The organism is Stappia sp. BW2 (assembly GCF_008107695.1).
GTDB lineage: Bacteria > Pseudomonadota > Alphaproteobacteria > Rhizobiales > Stappiaceae > Roseibium.
In genome coordinates this window covers 30,395-46,045 of sequence record NZ_VIRG01000066.1, presented here as the reverse complement: position 1 = coordinate 46,045, position 15,651 = coordinate 30,395, and the positions used below count along the sequence as shown (strand labels likewise).

General features: G+C 57.8%; 14 protein-coding genes. 5 read left to right on the top strand and 9 right to left on the bottom strand.

The features are described 5' to 3' along the window. Positions 1 to 12: 12 nt before the first annotated feature. Together FMN63_RS11720 and FMN63_RS11715 are read right to left on the bottom strand one after the other, a co-directional pair. On the bottom strand, positions 13 to 1,323 hold the full coding sequence (locus tag FMN63_RS11720) for an ABC transporter substrate-binding protein (protein WP_209001087.1): 1,311 nt from the start codon (positions 1,321 to 1,323) through the stop codon (positions 13 to 15). A gap of 65 nt (positions 1,324 to 1,388) precedes the next feature. Continuing rightward, positions 1,389 to 2,381 carry an ABC transporter ATP-binding protein gene (locus FMN63_RS11715; protein WP_148584162.1) on the bottom strand — a complete coding sequence of 331 codons (993 nt, stop codon included), beginning with the start codon at positions 2,379 to 2,381 and terminating at the stop codon, positions 1,389 to 1,391. A 262-nt stretch (positions 2,382 to 2,643) separates the two neighbouring features. Between FMN63_RS11715 and FMN63_RS11710 the strand changes: the two genes are divergently transcribed. Further along, positions 2,644 to 3,378: a GntR family transcriptional regulator gene (locus FMN63_RS11710; RefSeq protein WP_148584161.1), complete on the top strand. Its 735-nt coding sequence runs from the start codon at positions 2,644 to 2,646 to the stop codon at positions 3,376 to 3,378. A gap of 17 nt (positions 3,379 to 3,395) precedes the next feature. Here FMN63_RS11710 and FMN63_RS11705 read toward each other — a convergent pair whose 3' ends face one another. The 4 genes from FMN63_RS11705 to FMN63_RS11690 all read right to left on the bottom strand — a co-directional run bounded on the left by FMN63_RS11705 (position 3,396) and on the right by FMN63_RS11690 (position 7,227). After that, a complete protein-coding gene (locus FMN63_RS11705) occupies positions 3,396 to 3,935 on the bottom strand; it encodes a helix-turn-helix transcriptional regulator (protein ID WP_148584160.1) in 540 nt (179 codons plus the stop codon). Between the two features lie 414 nt (positions 3,936 to 4,349). After that, positions 4,350 to 4,721 carry a hypothetical protein gene (locus FMN63_RS11700; protein WP_148584159.1) on the bottom strand — a complete coding sequence of 124 codons (372 nt, stop codon included), beginning with the start codon at positions 4,719 to 4,721 and terminating at the stop codon, positions 4,350 to 4,352. 413 nt (positions 4,722 to 5,134) lie between these two features. After that, positions 5,135 to 6,181 (bottom strand): FecR family protein, encoded by a 1,047-nt coding sequence (locus tag FMN63_RS11695; protein ID WP_162530032.1) that lies wholly within the window; start codon positions 6,179 to 6,181, stop codon positions 5,135 to 5,137. Positions 6,182 to 6,429: 248 nt separating this feature from the next. Beyond that, positions 6,430 to 7,227, bottom strand: a complete 798-nt coding sequence (locus tag FMN63_RS11690; RefSeq protein ID WP_148584157.1) for a class I SAM-dependent methyltransferase — start codon at positions 7,225 to 7,227, stop codon at positions 6,430 to 6,432. Between the two features lie 144 nt (positions 7,228 to 7,371). Here FMN63_RS11690 and FMN63_RS11685 point away from each other — a divergent pair, with 144 nt between their 5' ends. The 3 genes from FMN63_RS11685 to FMN63_RS11675 are packed head-to-tail and all read left to right on the top strand — an operon-like array spanning position 7,372 to position 10,311. Further along, complete coding sequence (locus tag FMN63_RS11685) at positions 7,372 to 8,493, top strand: ABC transporter substrate-binding protein (RefSeq protein ID WP_286192681.1); 1,122 nt, start codon at positions 7,372 to 7,374, stop codon at positions 8,491 to 8,493. Position 8,494: 1 nt separating this feature from the next. After that, positions 8,495 to 9,559, top strand: a complete 1,065-nt coding sequence (locus tag FMN63_RS11680) for a FecCD family ABC transporter permease (protein ID WP_148584155.1) — start codon at positions 8,495 to 8,497, stop codon at positions 9,557 to 9,559. Then, the gene (locus tag FMN63_RS11675) at positions 9,553 to 10,311 is read left to right on the top strand and encodes an ABC transporter ATP-binding protein (protein WP_148584154.1); all 759 of its coding nucleotides are present in this window, start codon (positions 9,553 to 9,555) and stop codon (positions 10,309 to 10,311) included. The genes FMN63_RS11680 and FMN63_RS11675 overlap by 7 nt, the downstream gene beginning before the upstream one ends. A 23-nt stretch (positions 10,312 to 10,334) precedes the next feature. On the opposite strand, the gene FMN63_RS11670 is transcribed toward FMN63_RS11675, so the two are convergent. After that, positions 10,335 to 11,951, bottom strand: coding sequence for a Na/Pi cotransporter family protein (locus FMN63_RS11670; protein ID WP_148584153.1), 1,617 nt, complete (start codon positions 11,949 to 11,951; stop codon positions 10,335 to 10,337). Positions 11,952 to 12,170: 219 nt separating this feature from the next. Between FMN63_RS11670 and FMN63_RS11665 the strand changes: the two genes are divergently transcribed. Then, entirely contained in the window at positions 12,171 to 13,676 is a 1,506-nt protein-coding gene (locus FMN63_RS11665; protein WP_148584152.1) for a phage tail sheath family protein, read from the top strand. Between the two features lie 71 nt (positions 13,677 to 13,747). On the opposite strand, the gene purN is transcribed toward FMN63_RS11665, so the two are convergent. Next, the gene (purN, locus tag FMN63_RS11660) at positions 13,748 to 14,395 is read right to left on the bottom strand and encodes a phosphoribosylglycinamide formyltransferase (RefSeq protein WP_148584151.1); all 648 of its coding nucleotides are present in this window, start codon (positions 14,393 to 14,395) and stop codon (positions 13,748 to 13,750) included. Further along, positions 14,392 to 15,468 (bottom strand): phosphoribosylformylglycinamidine cyclo-ligase, encoded by a 1,077-nt coding sequence (purM, locus tag FMN63_RS11655; protein WP_148584150.1) that lies wholly within the window; start codon positions 15,466 to 15,468, stop codon positions 14,392 to 14,394. Before purM ends, purN begins: the two co-directional genes overlap by 4 nt. Positions 15,469 to 15,651: the final 183 nt, after the last annotated feature.

The following is a 15,651-nucleotide window of genomic DNA, read 5'->3' as shown; positions in this document are numbered from 1 at the left end:
GTCGGTTCAGCCTCAGGCGGCGATGAACTCGTTCCACTTGCGGACCATGTACTGGTTTTCGTCCATGACCGAGTTCCAGCAGGCCACCGCACCCATGCGGTCGTAGAAGGAGCCGCCATCGCGGGTATCGCCGGCTTTCGCCAGAACATCGCCGAACGGGCTGGTGATGTCGCCGGTGGCTTCCTTGCCCTCGAACCAGTAGCCCCACTCGTTCTCGTCCATGTAGTTCTTGGAGGTTTCCGGAACGGCCGAGTAATAGCCCTGGCGCATCAGGAACCCGCCGACCCAGCCATCGAGATACCAGTTGATGTATTCGTAGGCTGCTTCCAGCTCCAGGCCTGTCAGGCTCTTGGAAAGGCCGATGCCACCGCCCCAGGACCGGTAGCCTTCCTTCAGCGGCTGGTAGACGCACTCGATGCCGCGGGACTTCACGGCGGTGATTGCCGGCGACCACATGGACTGGATCACCACTTCACCGGACGCCATCAGGTTGACGCTTTCATCAAAGGTTTTCCAGAAGGCACGGAACTGGCCGTTCTTCTTGGCTTCGGTGAAGATCGCCATGGTCTTGTCGATCTCTTCGCGGGTCATGTTGCCCTTGTCGCCATACTGGATCTCGCCCATGGCTTCGCAGACCATCGCCGCATCCATGATGCCGATGGATGAAATGTCGAGGATCGACGCCTTGCCTTTGAATTCCGGGTTCAGAAGCTCGGTCCAGCTCTCGATCGGGCGGCCGATCAGGTCCGGGCGGATGCCGAGGGTATCGGCGTTGTAGATGGTCGGGATGAGCGTCATCCAGCCGGTTTCTTCCTTGGCAAACGCCTTGCCGTCCGGGCCGTCGACGAAACCGACCGTGTTCGGGGCGGTGCCCTGGGCAACCACGGAATCCGGTGTCAGCTTGCCGCTTTTGAAGATGCCGACGATCTTGTCGTAATTCTTGATCTTGGAGGTATCCATTGCCTGCAGGTTGCCGGTCGGCCAGACCTTCTTGCAGATCCAGTATTCGATGTCGGCAATGTCGAAGCTGTCCGGCTGGGTGGCGGCACGCTGGGTGACGGCGTCACTGTCGAGGGCGGTCATTTCCAGGTTGAAGCCCAGATCTTCCTTCACCTTCTGTGCCACTTCATTGAGGTTGGAAACGCCGGTGCCAAACTGGCGCAGGGTCACGTCCTTGATGTTCTGCGCCCATACGGTCGGGAAGCCGGTGATGGCCCCGGAGCCGAGGGCAGCACCGGCAACGGCAGCGCCGCCCTTCAGGATGCTACGGCGGCTGACGCCCGTCTTGGTCATCTGGTCAGTTGTTGCCACTTTATCTGTCATCTTCTTACTCCTGTTCCCCTCTGGAGTTTGTTTGGCCTCGGGAGAAGGCCTTGCATCGGCAACCGTCAGGCTGCCAGTTGATGTGCGTCCTCCGGCTTCCATGTCAGGAAGACGGTTGCACCAATTTCGATCGGGTCCTGAAAGAAGGCGTCGTCGGTAAGGGCGGCCGTCAGGTCGCCTGCACCGCCCGCATCGAGGGCCAGGTTGACGGTTGAGCCGAGGTATTCGACATCCTTGACGAAGGCCGTCAGCACGGCGCCGTCTTCACCGGCAGCTTTCCTGACTTTCAGCCGGTCCGCCCTCAGCGCGACCGACGATCCTTTCTGCTGCAGCACGTTGTGGCCACCAATGAAGCGGGCGACGAACTCCGTCGCTGGCGTGTTGAAGACATCGCGGGGGCTGCCGGCCTGCTCGATCTTGCCGCCATTCATGACGATGATGTCGTCGGCAAGTGCCAGGGCTTCGTCCTGGCTGTGCGTGACGTGAATGAAGGAAATGCCGAGCTCGCGCTGTAGTTTCTTCAGTTCAAGACGCATCTTGATGCGCAGGAACGGATCAAGCGCCGACAACGGCTCGTCAAGCAGAAGCACGGAAGGTTCGGTGATCAGGGCGCGGGCCAGGGCGACACGCTGCTGCTGACCGCCCGAGAGTTGCGAGGGCAGCCGATCAGCGTAGGTGGCCATGTCGACCAGCTCCAGCAACTGACGGGCCTTCTTCAGACGGACCGGCTTTTCGACACCCTTCATCTTCTGGGAAAAGGCGACGTTATCGATGACCGAAAGATGCGGAAACAGCGCGTAGTTCTGGAACATCATTGCCGTGCCGCGCCGCGCGGGTGGAAGATCGGTGATGTTGGTGCCTCCCAGCACGATATCGCCGGTCGAGACGCTTTCGTGGCCCGCGATCATTCGCAGGGTTGAGGACTTGCCGCAGCCGGATGGGCCGAGAAGGCAGGAATAGGTGCCGGCGGCGAACTTGTGATTGATCGCGTCGACCGCGATGGTCTCGCCGTAGATCTTGGTGGTGGCTGCCAGTTCAAGGTCCAGGGACTTCGCCATGGCTGGACGTCTCCTTCAGAAAACTGTTTTCGGGTCCAGAAAAAGCAAGTGCTGTGCCAACGCGAAAAATCGGCAGAATATCTTGGGTTTTCAGCAGATGATGCAAAAGTGGATGGAATCTCTTCGCCGAAAGTGCACAGTATTTCGGCAGATTAAATACGATGTGAGTAAAAATTGTATACGATCCAAGATTGCCGGTTTCTGCGGCCAGGAGTAAGATCGGAACATCGCTCAACCCCCAATTGGGCACTTCAAGAAAAAAATGACCAAACCTGTGACCTCTGCCGAACTCGATCAACGCAGCAAGCTGCATGAAGTCTTTGCCCTGCCGCAGGGCCGGGCACTTGATATCTGCTTCAAGCTTCAAACCGCCATTCTGGAACACAAGCTGACGCCAGGGTTGAAACTGTCGGAAGACGAGGTTGGCGAAATCTACGGCGCCAGCCGCACCGTTGTGCGTGCTTCGCTTCAGGCGCTTGCCCACTCCGGACTGGTTGCCATGGAAAAGAACCGTGGTGCCTTCGTTGCAAAACCGTCGATCCGCGAGGCACATGAGGTGTTTCAGGCGCGCGCATTGATAGAACCAGCGGTGGCGCGCCTGGCGGCAGACGTAATCACGGACCGGCAGTTGGCGCAGCTACACGCACATCTGGACGCTGAGCATGCCGCGCTTCATTCGGGCGATATGGGCAAGGCGCTATTTCTGTCCGGAAACTTCCATACGGAAATAGCCGACATCGCCGATCACCGGGTTTTTGCCGGCATGATCCGTTCCTTGATCTCCCGGTCCTCGCTGATCATCGCGCTCTACTGGAAACGGTCGGATACAGCCTGCGAAAGTCATTCGCATCATGCCCTGATGAACGCCTTCGAAAAGCACGATGGCGCAGCAGCGGAAAAGATCCAGAAAAGTCATATCGTCGATCTGCATTCAGGCCTGGACCTGAAAGAGAAGCCGGCGGGCGGCACGTCGTTGAACGAGGCGTTGCGGGGCTGACACCTTTGCCCTTCGGCTCAGGTGTCCTGCTTGCCCTGGTCACTTGTGCCGGACGCGATTACCGGCGTCTCGACGAGGGCGTCAATGAAGGACGACACGAAATGTCCCCTGTTGTGCGTCTGTGATTTTGCATAGATGCTTGCCTGCTGTGCTCTCACCGTGCTTGTGGCCGTTTTTCGGAGCCGCGCAATTTCCTCTACGTCGAAGCCCTTGATGGTCAGCAGCGCGACATCTCTTTCGGACGCTGACAGGGACCAGGTCTCGAAGCGCTCCGTGATCATTTCGCCAAATGCATTTGCCGCGATCTTGAGCGAATTCTCGGCCATCCTCGCCGAGCGTTGAATGCGCGCCATTTCAGCGACACCGAACAAGACACCGGAAACAAGCCCAAGGGTTGCAAGACCTTCGAACGAGGTATGGCTTACCAAGCCGGACAAGTGAATTTCCCAGAAGAAGTCGCCGATAAAAAAGATCGCGCTCGCAGCTTGCAGCAGGACGACTGCCAACAGCGTCGTCAACCTCAGCGATGAGAACGGGTGACCCGGTAAAGTCCGCATCTGAAGAATTGTCTGTCTCCAAAAATGAAAAACGTAGTGTTTTGCGCTCGATAAGCATCTGCTTATAGACAAATTTAGCAGAAAAAGGCTGTTGGGAGAACGTATTTGCAGATCACGGTTCGGTTGATTGCTGAAATTAAGAAGGGAGTTCAATGAAATTCTGCAAATATGTGAAAATACGTAAGTAAAAATATAGATAAGGGTCAACTTTTGCTTTCGTTCTGAGGGCGCAGGTCAGTTTGGCGGAAAAGCGTCGCTCCAGAATGCAGCGTGGTCGGCTCTCAAGCGTGATGTTGGGACCCCGTCCAAAGGACTGTCGGGGTCGCAGGGACATTGGGGTGGAAAAGTGCAAGGAGAATGGAAATGAAACGAGTGCATGTGGTGTTGGCAAGTGTGTTGCTGTTCTGCGGATCCTCAGCTGCCATGTCGGAGGACAATGGCTTTTTGCATAAGCTGATATCTGGCGACTTTTCTGGTTCCAGTGCCGGGAATACCCGGAATGACGACAGGAGAGGCGGGAACGGAGAAACCAGGTCTGCGTCCTACAATGATGACCGGGGGCATAGGGATGACGACCACGGCCGGCGGGGCGATGACGACAACGGGCGTAGCGGAAATGATGACCACGGCGGCGACCATGACAACGGTCGTGGCGACGACAATGGCCATAACAGTAACCACGACAATGGCCACAACGATGACCACGGCCGTGGAGACGATAACGGCAATGATGATGACAACGGCCGGGACGATGATTGACGTAGACCGAAAGTGACCGGCATCCACGTCAGTTGAGCCTGAGCGAGACGTGCCAACTGAAGCGTCTGTACTTGAGGCGGCTAGAGGTATGGTTGCTGTGATCATTGGCATCCCGCGATCAAATAATCGCGGGATGCATCTGTTTTTTGAGTGCCTGCCGCGCAGCGGCACCACCGATAGGGTGATTTTCCAGTCACCGGGATTGGCGCCGGGCCTGCGGTCTTCAGGAATTTCATGAAACCCGGAATGGCGAAGACGGTTCTGGCCCCGGGGACGCAGGTTGCGGTGATGTGGCGGTCTTTAGGTAGATGCCGGCGAAATGGTCGACTTTGACGATCAAGCAGACGGAGCCGTAAATCATCACCGAGGCATCGACGGGGTCACCGCCTGCGTCGTCTCTTCCATCCTGATAAGGCTAAAATCAGAAACCGGAATTCAAATTAGCGTCCGACAGAGACGCCGCCAACGTTTGCGCTGACACCGCCACCACCGACAGAAGCCCCTGCGTTTACTCCGCCTGCCGAGGCATTGGCACTTGCGCCGCCACTTCCTGCGGAAGCTCCGGCGTTGGCTCCCCCGGCCGAAGCGCCGGCGCTCGCTCCGCCAGACGAGGCACCTGCGCTTGCGCTACCTCCGTGGGAAGAGCCGCCAGAACCGGAATTGCCAGAAGAGTTACCAGAAGAATTGCCAGAAGAGTTGCCAGAACTCGAACCGTGGTTGCCGCCTGAGTTTCCGGCGGAATTTCCATGTGATTCATGATTGTCGGAGTGGCCGGAAGAACCGCCGTTGCCATTGTCATTCGACAGATTGTTAAGCCCGCCGAAGATGCTGCGCCGGGGGGTCTGCCCGGCAGGGGAAGGGCTTGTCTGGATTTTGCCGAAAGAAGGTTTGCCCGGTTTGCCTGGCTGGATAGCGGCGCGTGTCTTGCCGACGGATTTCAGGCCGGTGTACTTATCAGGGGCGCTGCGAACGCTTTGTCCGGATCGCAGGTCGCTTCGTTGTCCCGTTTCAAGGTCCTGGACACCCACAACCCCGCGACTGACCGTCACCTGACTTTCCTTGTTCCGAACCCTTACAGTGAACCGCGTTCCTTTTACGACGGCCGCAAGATAGGGCGTTTCAACCTTGAAAAACGGAATGCCGCGCTTCTCGACATCGACTTCGATCGTGCCTTTTCGCTGCAGGAGCGTGGTCTGAGTGTCGTTACTACGATATTGAGACAGTGCAAATTCCGTGTTGGGGCCAACGGTGATGGAATCGTGGCCTCGTTGCAGGACGACGCGTGCACCCTTTCGGGTCGCAATCGTATATCCCTTGTTCAGGGCCATGCCCTTGCGGGCCCGATGCGCCTGAATGCCAGGTGCGACGAGGTAGACTGTTCCGGAAAGACGTGTGATCAGCCATTCGGCGGCAGCCGCTTTAGACAGTCCGCCGGACAGGGGAACAAGCAGCAGCGTCAGGAGTAACGCTGAAACGAAAATGTTCAAGGAGTTGCGTCCGGCCAACCGGCTGTTGAAGGAGAACTTGAAAACAGCGCAGCCAGCATGCATGACGAATACTCGATTATTGTGACGTAATAAATCCTAATTGATGTCCGATTAACGCAGGGTGAAGAATAGATATCCTTTTTTACATTTGCAGGTGCGGGTTATTTAGAAGCTTATTTATACATCACAGGTTGAAATTATTGGTTGTTTTCTTTAACCCGTCGAGCAATCTCCATGCTTAAGGCGTGTCATTTCAGCGCGCAGATCGCGTAGCGGTGCTGAGTGGCTCTCTCCAATCCCTTGAAGAAGGGGAGGTGACGCCGTTGGGCCCTGTGAACGGCCTTGAGATCTGTGTCGACGACAATCTGTCTGAAGCCTGCGTCCCGCAGCAGGTCCACCACTGCTTCCGCTTTTGCTCCGTTTGAAAAATGAACGCGCGACAAGATGTTGCGATGGGTTTCCATCATGCTGGCCGGCTTTGCTTCCGCTTCAGGTTGGTTGCCGAAAAGCGCTCTAGTTTTCGACACGGTGGCGAGAAGTCTTGCGAACCAACCTGGATTGACAAAGTCTCCGTCGACAATGAGCAATCGCCCTTCCGGTTTCAGCACCCGGTGCCATTCGGCAAAAGCTGACGCCGGGTCAACCAGCGTCCAGACGAGATGCCTGCAGGTGATCGCGTCATAGCTGCCGGACGGTTCCATCGTGCGTTCGGCATCCCCTAGCAGAAAGCGGATCGCCCGTCCGCGTGTCTTCGCCTTCTCACGTGCCTTCGCAAGCATGGGCTCTGCCCAGTCCATGCCGGTGACATTGAAGTTCAGATCATCAAGCAGGTGCGAGATCACGCCGGTTCCAGAGGCAAGATCGAGAACACGTCGGGAATTGCCGGGGCCGAGATGCTTTTTGAACAGGTTTTTCCAGGCAGTGTGCTCTTGGGTGGAAAAAATTTCATGGCCGGGTTGGCTGTCGAACGTCTCCGCCCGCATGCCCCAATATTCCTTGATTTCCTCACGCAAATCGAAATTCGAAAGAGTGTCCGCGTCGCTCATATGGGCTGCCGCTCCGGTTGGTTGGAACCATTCCAAAAGATATTTCTTGACTCATATACTCAGGAAAAATACCAAAAACAAGAATTTAAAACTCAACTTATAACCTCTGGAAAATTCGAGGCGGATGTGAGCAAAATCAAAGGCTTGGCAGTCTCTTTGCTGGTGACGGCAACTCTTGTTCCCGTGGCGGCTCTCGCCGGTGACATGGTAACGGTGACGGATATTACCGGCCGCAAGGTCGAGGTCGAAGTGCCGGTGGAAAAGGTCATTCTGGGCGAAGGACGCCAGATCTATTTCACGGCGGCACTGGATAGTGAAGATCCCTTCAAACGTGTCGTCGGCTGGCGGGACGATTTCGAGAAGGCGGATAACGACGGCTACCACCAGTATCTCGAAAAATATCCGGAAATGACCGATCTGCCGACCTTCGGTGGCACGAAAACCGGCACCTTCGATGTGGAGCAGGCAGTTGCGCTTGAGCCGGACGTGATCATCCTGAACCTGGATGCCAAGGTGGCCACCGAAGAAGGCGGCTATATCGAGAAGCTCAACAAGGTCGGTATTCCGGTCGTTTACGTCGACTTCCGTGAAAAGCCGATGGAAAACACCGAGCCTTCCATGCGCCTGATCGGCAAGCTCTTCGGCAAGGAGGAAAAGGCTGAGGAATTCATCGAATTCCGGGCGGCGGAAATTGCCAAGGTGACCGACAAGCTGGCAGCGCAAAAGGATCTCGTGAAACCCGTCGTGTTCATGGAGCGCGCCGGTGGATATTCCGACGATTGCTGCATGTCTTTTGGCGATGGGAACTTCGGCAAGATGGTGGAAATGGCCGGTGGCGTAAACTTGGCGGCCGACATCATCCCGGGCACTTTCGGCACTGTTAATCCGGAGCAGATCATCGCTTCCGATCCGGACCATATCATCGTGACCGGTGCAAACTGGGAACTCTATATTCCTGGCGGTAACTGGGTTGGCGTCGGACCTGGTGCCGATCCGGAGGTCACCGGGGACAAGCTTGCAAAGCTGATGAAACGCCCTGGTTTTACCGGTGTAAAGGCCGTTCGCGAGAACAACGTGCACGCCATCTGGCACCAGTTCTACAACAACCCTTACCAGTTTGTGGCGATCCAGCAGATTGCCAAGTGGTTGCATCCAGATCTCTTTGCCGATCTTGATCCCGATGCCACCTTCAAGGAACTGCACGACCGTTTCCTGCCGATCGATTACCGGCCTGGCTACTTCGTGTCGTTGAATTCGAGTAAGTAACATGGCGGTTTCGGACCTTATTCCGGCTGAGGAGGGGCGCGGTCTTTACCGCGCCCTTGCGTTCAGGCGAATTCTTGTCATTTGCGGTCTGATCGTCGCATTGGCGTTCAGCTTTTCACTGGATCTTGCTCTTGGGCCGGCCCGCTATCCCTTGTCGGAAGTGCTCGCCGCCCTGATAGATCCCTCTGGCGCGGACCTGCAGACTCGTGTGGTCCTGTGGGACATCCGTATGCCGGTCGCACTGATGGCGATCAGCGTCGGCGCCTGTCTGTCATTGGCGGGCGCACAGATGCAGACGATCCTCGCCAATCCGCTGGCCAGTCCGTTTACGCTCGGCATTTCAGCTGCGGCCAGTTTCGGCGCGGCTCTCGGTCTTGTCGCCGGCGTTGCGATCTTTCCGGCTGCGGTACACTACATGGTTCCGCTCAACGCCTTCCTGATGGCCATGGCCGCTTCGCTGTTCATCTATCTGATGTCGACCGTCCGGGGCGTAACCGTTCAAACCATCGTGCTTCTCGGCATTGCGCTGGTGTTCACCTTCAATGCGCTGCTGTCACTTTTGGAATACCTTGCATCCGAACAGGCGCTCGCTGCCGTCGTGTTCTGGACCATGGGATCGCTCACCAAGGCAACATGGGGCAAGGTCATGGCGACATTCGCCATCCTTATCGTCTGCATTCCGTTTTTCGCGCGCCATTCCTGGGCCTTGACGGCACTGAGGCTCGGCGACGTAAAGGCAGCCAGTTTCGGCGTGAACATCAAGTCCCTCCGTCTTAAGACGCTGCTTGGCGTCAGTCTCCTGGCCGCCATACCGGTTTCCTTTGTCGGCACCATCGGCTTTGTCGGACTGGTCGGACCGCATATCGCCCGCATGCTGGTGGGTGAAGACCAGCGATTTTTCCTGCCTGCCGCCATCTTGTGCGGTGCGCTGATGCTCTCGGCGACATCCGTCGTTTCCAAGATCCTTCTGCCGGGGGCGATCCTGCCGATCGGCGTCATCACGGCGCTTGTGGGTGTGCCGTTCTTCTTCGTGCTCATCTTCGCGGATCGGAGGCAGTCATGGTAACCCTGCAATTAAAAGACTTGGGGGCTCGCTACGGCTCCACACTTACGGTGGAAGGGGTTTCGACCCCGGTTTTTTCGGGCGGTGAACTGACTGCCGTCATCGGACCAAACGCTGCGGGCAAGTCGACGTTGTTCAAGCGCATCGCAGGGCTGTTGAAAGGTCCGGGCGAGGTGGTCCTCGAAGGCAACAAGGCATCACCGCGCGACGCGATCCGCTACATGCCCCAGGACACGCACGCCAACGCCGTGCTGACGGTTTATGAATCCGTGCTGCTGGCAGCCAAGCAGGGCGAAGGCTGGCGTGTGAAAGATACCGAGCTGATCGAAATCGATCAGATCCTGAAAGCCCTGCAAATCGATGGACTGGCCTTCCGCAACCTCGGCGAACTGTCAGGCGGTCAACGGCAGCTTGTTTCAATTGCACAGGCTCTGGTGCGCCGCCCCGAAGTGCTGATGATGGATGAACCGACATCCGCGCTGGATCTGTACCGGCAGGTCGAAGTTCTGAACTTCATGCGTGACCTCGCACGCCGCCAGGGCACTCTGGTGCTGATCGCCTTGCACGACCTCAATCATGCACTGCGCTTCTGTCGGAACACCATGGTGATCTCCGGCGGACGCCTGATGGCAGCCGGCCCGTCACAGGATGTCATTACCGCCTCGATGCTGCGGGATATCTACCGTGTGGAAGCGCGTGTCGAAGCCTGTTCGCGCGGTGAAAATCACGTCATCATCGACCGGTCTGCCGCCTGACGGCAAAAGACAGCCCGCGTTGATCAATCCTGATCGACGTCAATGCGGGCTTCCTCGACGGTTGAGGCCAGATCCCGGTTCGCGTCCAGAAGCACATTCTGGTGCAACCGGATCCGCCAAAGATGATAGGCGACCCTGTGTAGCCAGCGCAGGGCATCCAGTTTCAGCCAGACGGTTTCCGCCGGCACCTTATCCGCGGCCGCCATCGCGATCAGCCGGTCCCGATTGAGCCGGCGCTGCCGCCGCATCAGCAGCCGAAGCCGGTCGAGTGTCTTTTCCTGTGTCTTGATGTCCTGCTGTCTGGCGGACGTGCCGGTAACACCAAGGATCAGACCCGCCAGACGCTTCAGCCTGTGATCCAGCGCCAGCTCATCGATCCTCTGTCTCTGCTCGCAGCGGTAAAGCAGGCGGGCCAGGTGATCGAGGATATGAAACTGCCCCTTTAGCGCTTCCTGGAACACCATGTCATTGGGCGGGACGATGATCCTGTCCAGATAGGTCCTTGTTTCTGCAATGGCCTTGACCAGGTCTTCCCTATCCAGCTCCTCATGCGAAGCAGGCTTAGCACCCAGCCGGTCACGCAACCTGTCGATGATGGCGGCGTCCAGCTCGGCTATCGTCTGCCCGGCCAGTGCAGCGGCGGCATGCGGGTCCCGCAGCACGAGCGGATCAAGACGGCTGGTCAGGTCGGAGCCTTTTTCGGGAACCAGTCTTTCCACCAGTCGGGCAAAAGGCCGCGCAAAAGGCAGGACCAGAAGCACGCCGAGCGCATTGAAAGAACTGTGAAATGCGACGAGGGCAATCTGCGCGTCACCGTTTCCGGTCAGCGTTCCTGCCACAAGCTGAAACGGGCCCAGAAGAAAAAACGCCATGACACCGGTCAGGACGTTGTAGATCACGTGTGCATAGCCCGTGCGCCGGGCCATGGTGCCGCCACCGATGGTCGCCAAGGCTGCGGTAAATGTGGTCCCGACATCCATGCCGATTACCAGGGCGGCTGCCTGCGGAAAGTTGATGGCACCGGCACCGAGAGCCGCCAGCGCTGTTGCGACACCTGCGCTGGAGGACTGGGTCACGACGGTTATCAGCATGCCGATAAACAAAAGCTGCAGACGACCGAAGAGTGTGTCCGGGGGGAAGTCGGTGGGCGTGACGACTCCACTAAAGGCGTCCAGACCGTCTTTCATGTGCTCGATGCCGATAAAGATAAGGCAGAAGCCGGCGAGTGCCTGGCCGATCAGCGCGATACGGCCGTGGAAGACCAGCCTGGCGATCGCACCGAAAAACACGAAAGGCAGGGCGATCTGACCGAGGTCCAGCTTGAAGCCGAGGACCGCAACCAGCCAGCCTGTCAGGGTGGTGCCGACATTTGCGCCGAATATGACACCAAGCGCCTGGGGAAAGGTGAGGAGGCCCGACGCCACGAAACCGACGGCCGCAACCGTGGTTGCGCTGGAAGACTGGATGACCGCTGTGGTGAGGGCGCCTGTCGCGGCACCGGACAAGGGCGTTGACGTGAACCTGGACAAGACATCCCGCATGCGCTGCGCAGCGAGGGCCTTCAGCCCGTCGGTCAGAAGCATCATCCCGATCAGAAACAGGCCAACGCCACCAAGCGCCGACAGGAAACTTGAAAACATGCGGTGACGTTATCCGACCGGATGAGCGTCCACAATCAGGCAAGATACTATCCGTAGCGCTGTCGCGTGAACTGTGAACGTAAAGCCTAACCTGACGTGCTTCTGAGAGCGGTTGCAACGTCTGGCGGAAAGTCCTTTGCTCACCGGGGCGACTGTGGGAGCCTGTACCGGGCAAGCGCGTCAAGCTTCTGCCGGAGGCCGCGTCACGAGGAAGAGCAGATGAAGAAGTATGAGGCTCCGGGAGTCTACATCATCGAGAAAAATGCCTTTCCTGAACAGGTTGTGCAAGTCGCGACAGATGTCCCGATCTTCATCGGCTACACGGAAAGGGCCGCGCAGCAGGGCGCGGATGTGACCGGCGTACCGGTCCGGGTCACTTCATTGAAGGAGTTTGAACTATGTTTCGGCAAAGCACCGGCAGCACGGTTTGACTTCAGCCTGCGGGCAGGGGAACCGGTTCTGGAACAGGAGGGCGCAAGCAACCTCATTCTGCACTCGGCCATACGCCTGTTCTTCGAAAATGGCGGCTGCAAGTGCTGGATTTTGTCGGTCGGTTGTTACGGCGAGGGAGAGCCCGCGATTGCAAAGTCCGCGGAGCATTTCAGTGAGGCTGTCTGGCAACAAGTCGCCCTGCAGGAAGAGCCGTCGATGGTCGTCATTCCGGAGGCGGTGCTCCTGCCGTCACCGGAGGACTACAAGACTGTCTGGGACAGGGGCCTTGCCCATTGTGCCGAGACCCAAAAACGTGTCGCCATTGTGGATGTGTTCAACGGTGACAGAAAGAGAACATACGACGAAGCCGACGTGATCTCGGGGAAGACCGGCCTACGTAATATGCTCACGGCAGAAGACTTGAGCTTCGCGGCCGCATATTATCCCTGGGTGAACACCACCCTGCATGTCGCCTCTGATTTGACCTTCGACAACATCTCTGCCGACACCCGAAAGGCTTTTTTCGATTATGTCCGGCAGGATCCGAGCGCACAGGGGAGCGACGCCCAAAAAGCCGCGCTGGAAAGAACGCTTGATCTGGTGGTGGATGACAAAACATCCGACGCTGATAAGGCAGGTTGTGAGCAAGGCTTGAGAGTTCTTTCGAAACGTTACAAGGACCTCATTGAGCATGCGGTCGCAGCGCTGAATGTCATGCCTCCGTCAAGTGCGCTGGCGGGTGCCTACGCGAGGACCGACAACCATACCGGCGTCTGGCAGGCGCCTGCAAACATTGGGCTATCTTCCGTCGTATCACCCTGCATAGTTATCTCCGATGCGGAGCAGGAAGATCTGAACGCCCCATTGGACGGCAAGGCCGTGAATGCGATCCGGTCGTTTCCGGCACGCGGTACATTTGTCTGGGGCGCGCGCACGCTGGCCGGTAACAGCTCTGAATGGCGCTATGTGAATGTCCGCCGAACGGCGATCATGCTGGAACAATCAATCGAGGCAGCGCTCGATGCATTCGTGTTTTCACCCAATACCGAACCAACCTGGGTAACGATCAAGCATTCGATTGAGTATTTTCTGAATTCTTATTGGAAAGCCGGAGCGTTCGTCGGAGCCACTCCTGATGAGGCTTACCGCGTAGACGTCGGACTTGGTACGACCATGACCGCTATGGATGTCGAGACCGGCACCATGAACATTGTCGTGCAGGTTTCCCTTCTTCGGCCAGCTGAATTTCTGGTGCTGCCGTTCCGGTTGCAGGTCCAGACAAAGCAGGATTGATCCGAAGGTCAGGAAAATTTGCCTGAGGAACCCGCGATCAGTTCACTGTCAGTGAAAAAGCGCCATGCCGTCTACGGCCAGATAAGCGTCTCTGTGTCTACGCTGTCGCTGCTGCCGGTCACACGTGTTCCGGACACCCTGGCCTTGCCACTGGCAACCATCGAGAGCGCCTTGGGATAGATCTGGTGTTCTACGTCCAGAACGCGGGCGGCCAGCGTGTCGGGCGTGTCGGCATCAAGAACGGGAACGGCGCCCTGTACGATGATCGGCCCATCATCCATTTCAGCCGATACATAATGCACGGTCGCACCGTGCAATTTGACGCCTTCCTGCAAGGCCCGCTCGTGTGTGGCAAGGCCCTTGAACGAAGGCAGCAGGGCCGGATGGATGTTGATCATCCTGCCTGCCCAGGCATTGACGAGATAAGGCGTGAGGATACGCATGAAACCGGCAAGAGCCACCAGCTCAATCTTGTGATCCTTCAACACGGCATCAACGGATCGTTCAAACGCTTCGCGATCGCCTGCGTAGTCCTTGTGGTCGACGACCGCCGTCGGGATGCCGATTTCCGCAGCCCGCTCCAGTCCCTTTGCATCCGGACGGTTGGAAAGAACCAAGGCGATTTCGGCCGGATAGTCGGGAGACATGGCGGCGGAAATCAGTGCGCCCATGTTGGAGCCGCGCCCGGAAATCAGGATGGCTGTCTTTTTCCGGCTCATGCGCCGAGGTCCAGACTGCCCTCAAAGAGCACCGGTGCTTTGCCCTCAGCCTCGATGGTGCCGATCTTGCTAACCGTTTCGCCTGCCTTGGTGAGGACATCGGCAACCGTAGCTGCTTCTTCCGCGGAAACGACAATCACCATTCCGGTGCCGCAGTTGAAGGTGCGCAGCATTTCCTTTTCGGCAACGCCGCCGTTTTTTGCAAGCCAGCCAAATACGGCCGGAACCTTGATCTGAGAAAGATCGATGTGCGCGGAACAATTCTTCGGCAGAACGCGCGGCAGGTTTTCCGGAAGACCACCGCCTGTGATATGGGCAAGCGCCTTGATGCCGGATGTTTCTTTCAGCGCGGCCAACAGAGGTTTGACGTAGATGCGCGTCGGCTCCATCAGAGCTTCGCCAAGTGTCTTGCCGGCAGCGAATGGGGCTGCATCCGACCAGGTCATGCCGGACAGTTCGATGATCTTGCGGACCATGGAATAGCCGTTGGAATGGACACCGGAAGAGGCCAGGCCAAGGAGTACATCTCCTGCGGCAACATCCGGACGCGGCAGGATTGCGCCACGCTCAACCGCACCAACGGAAAAACCGGCCAGATCGTAGTCGCCTTCCACATACATGCCCGGCATTTCAGCCGTTTCACCGCCGATCAGTGCAGCGCCTGCCATCTTGCAGCCGTCTGCAATGCCAGCCACCACATCCGTCGCGGTTGCCACGTCCAGCGCGCCGGTCGCGAAGTAGTCGAGGAAGAACAGCGGTTCCGCACCCTGAACCACGAGATCGTTGACACACATGGCGACAAGATCGATGCCGACTGTGCGGTGCTGGCCGGTTTCAATGGCAATCTTCAACTTGGTGCCAACGCCGTCATTGGCCGCCACAAGGATCGGATCCTGAAATCCTGCGCCCTTCAGATCGAACAGGCCGCCGAAGCCACCAATGTCGCTGTCGGCCCCGGGCCGGGATGTTGCCTTGACCAGCGGCTTGATGCGGTTCACCAGTTCGTTTCCGGCGTCGATGTCGACACCTGCATCGGCATAGGTCAGGCCGTTGGGACCAGAGGATTCGCTCATGGGGCACTCCGAGACTGCGTGCGGTTGGCTGTGCCAGTGCGGATTACAGTCTGCCGCCAAGGAACACAAGAGGCGAGCCGCTCTGTGCAGGGCTTAAGAACAGATGCTGAGGAAACTTCCGCATCTTTCTTTGTTGCGAGGTCCATTCACGGGCCCGAAAGTGCATTTTCGGCAAAGCCAGGG

Excerpts from the sequence above, each read along its gene's own strand:
- FMN63_RS11690 (WP_148584157.1), bottom strand. The coding sequence starts at position 7,227 with ATGAGCGACGCGGACACTCTTTCGAATTTCGATTTGCGTGAGGAAATC.
- FMN63_RS11705 (WP_148584160.1), bottom strand. The coding sequence starts at position 3,935 with ATGCGGACTTTACCGGGTCACCCGTTCTCATCGCTGAGGTTGACGACG.
- FMN63_RS11715 (WP_148584162.1), bottom strand. The coding sequence starts at position 2,381 with ATGGCGAAGTCCCTGGACCTTGAACTGGCAGCCACCACCAAGATCTAC.
- FMN63_RS11720 (WP_209001087.1), bottom strand. The coding sequence starts at position 1,323 with ATGACAGATAAAGTGGCAACAACTGACCAGATGACCAAGACGGGCGTC.
- purM (WP_148584150.1), bottom strand. The coding sequence starts at position 15,468 with ATGAGCGAATCCTCTGGTCCCAACGGCCTGACCTATGCCGATGCAGGT.
- purN (WP_148584151.1), bottom strand. The coding sequence starts at position 14,395 with ATGAGCCGGAAAAAGACAGCCATCCTGATTTCCGGGCGCGGCTCCAAC.
- FMN63_RS11670 (WP_148584153.1), bottom strand. The coding sequence starts at position 11,951 with ATGTTTTCAAGTTTCCTGTCGGCGCTTGGTGGCGTTGGCCTGTTTCTG.
- FMN63_RS11665 (WP_148584152.1), top strand. The coding sequence starts at position 12,171 with ATGAAGAAGTATGAGGCTCCGGGAGTCTACATCATCGAGAAAAATGCC.
- FMN63_RS11675 (WP_148584154.1), top strand. The coding sequence starts at position 9,553 with ATGGTAACCCTGCAATTAAAAGACTTGGGGGCTCGCTACGGCTCCACA.
- FMN63_RS11710 (WP_148584161.1), top strand. The coding sequence starts at position 2,644 with ATGACCAAACCTGTGACCTCTGCCGAACTCGATCAACGCAGCAAGCTG.
- FMN63_RS11680 (WP_148584155.1), top strand. The coding sequence starts at position 8,495 with ATGGCGGTTTCGGACCTTATTCCGGCTGAGGAGGGGCGCGGTCTTTAC.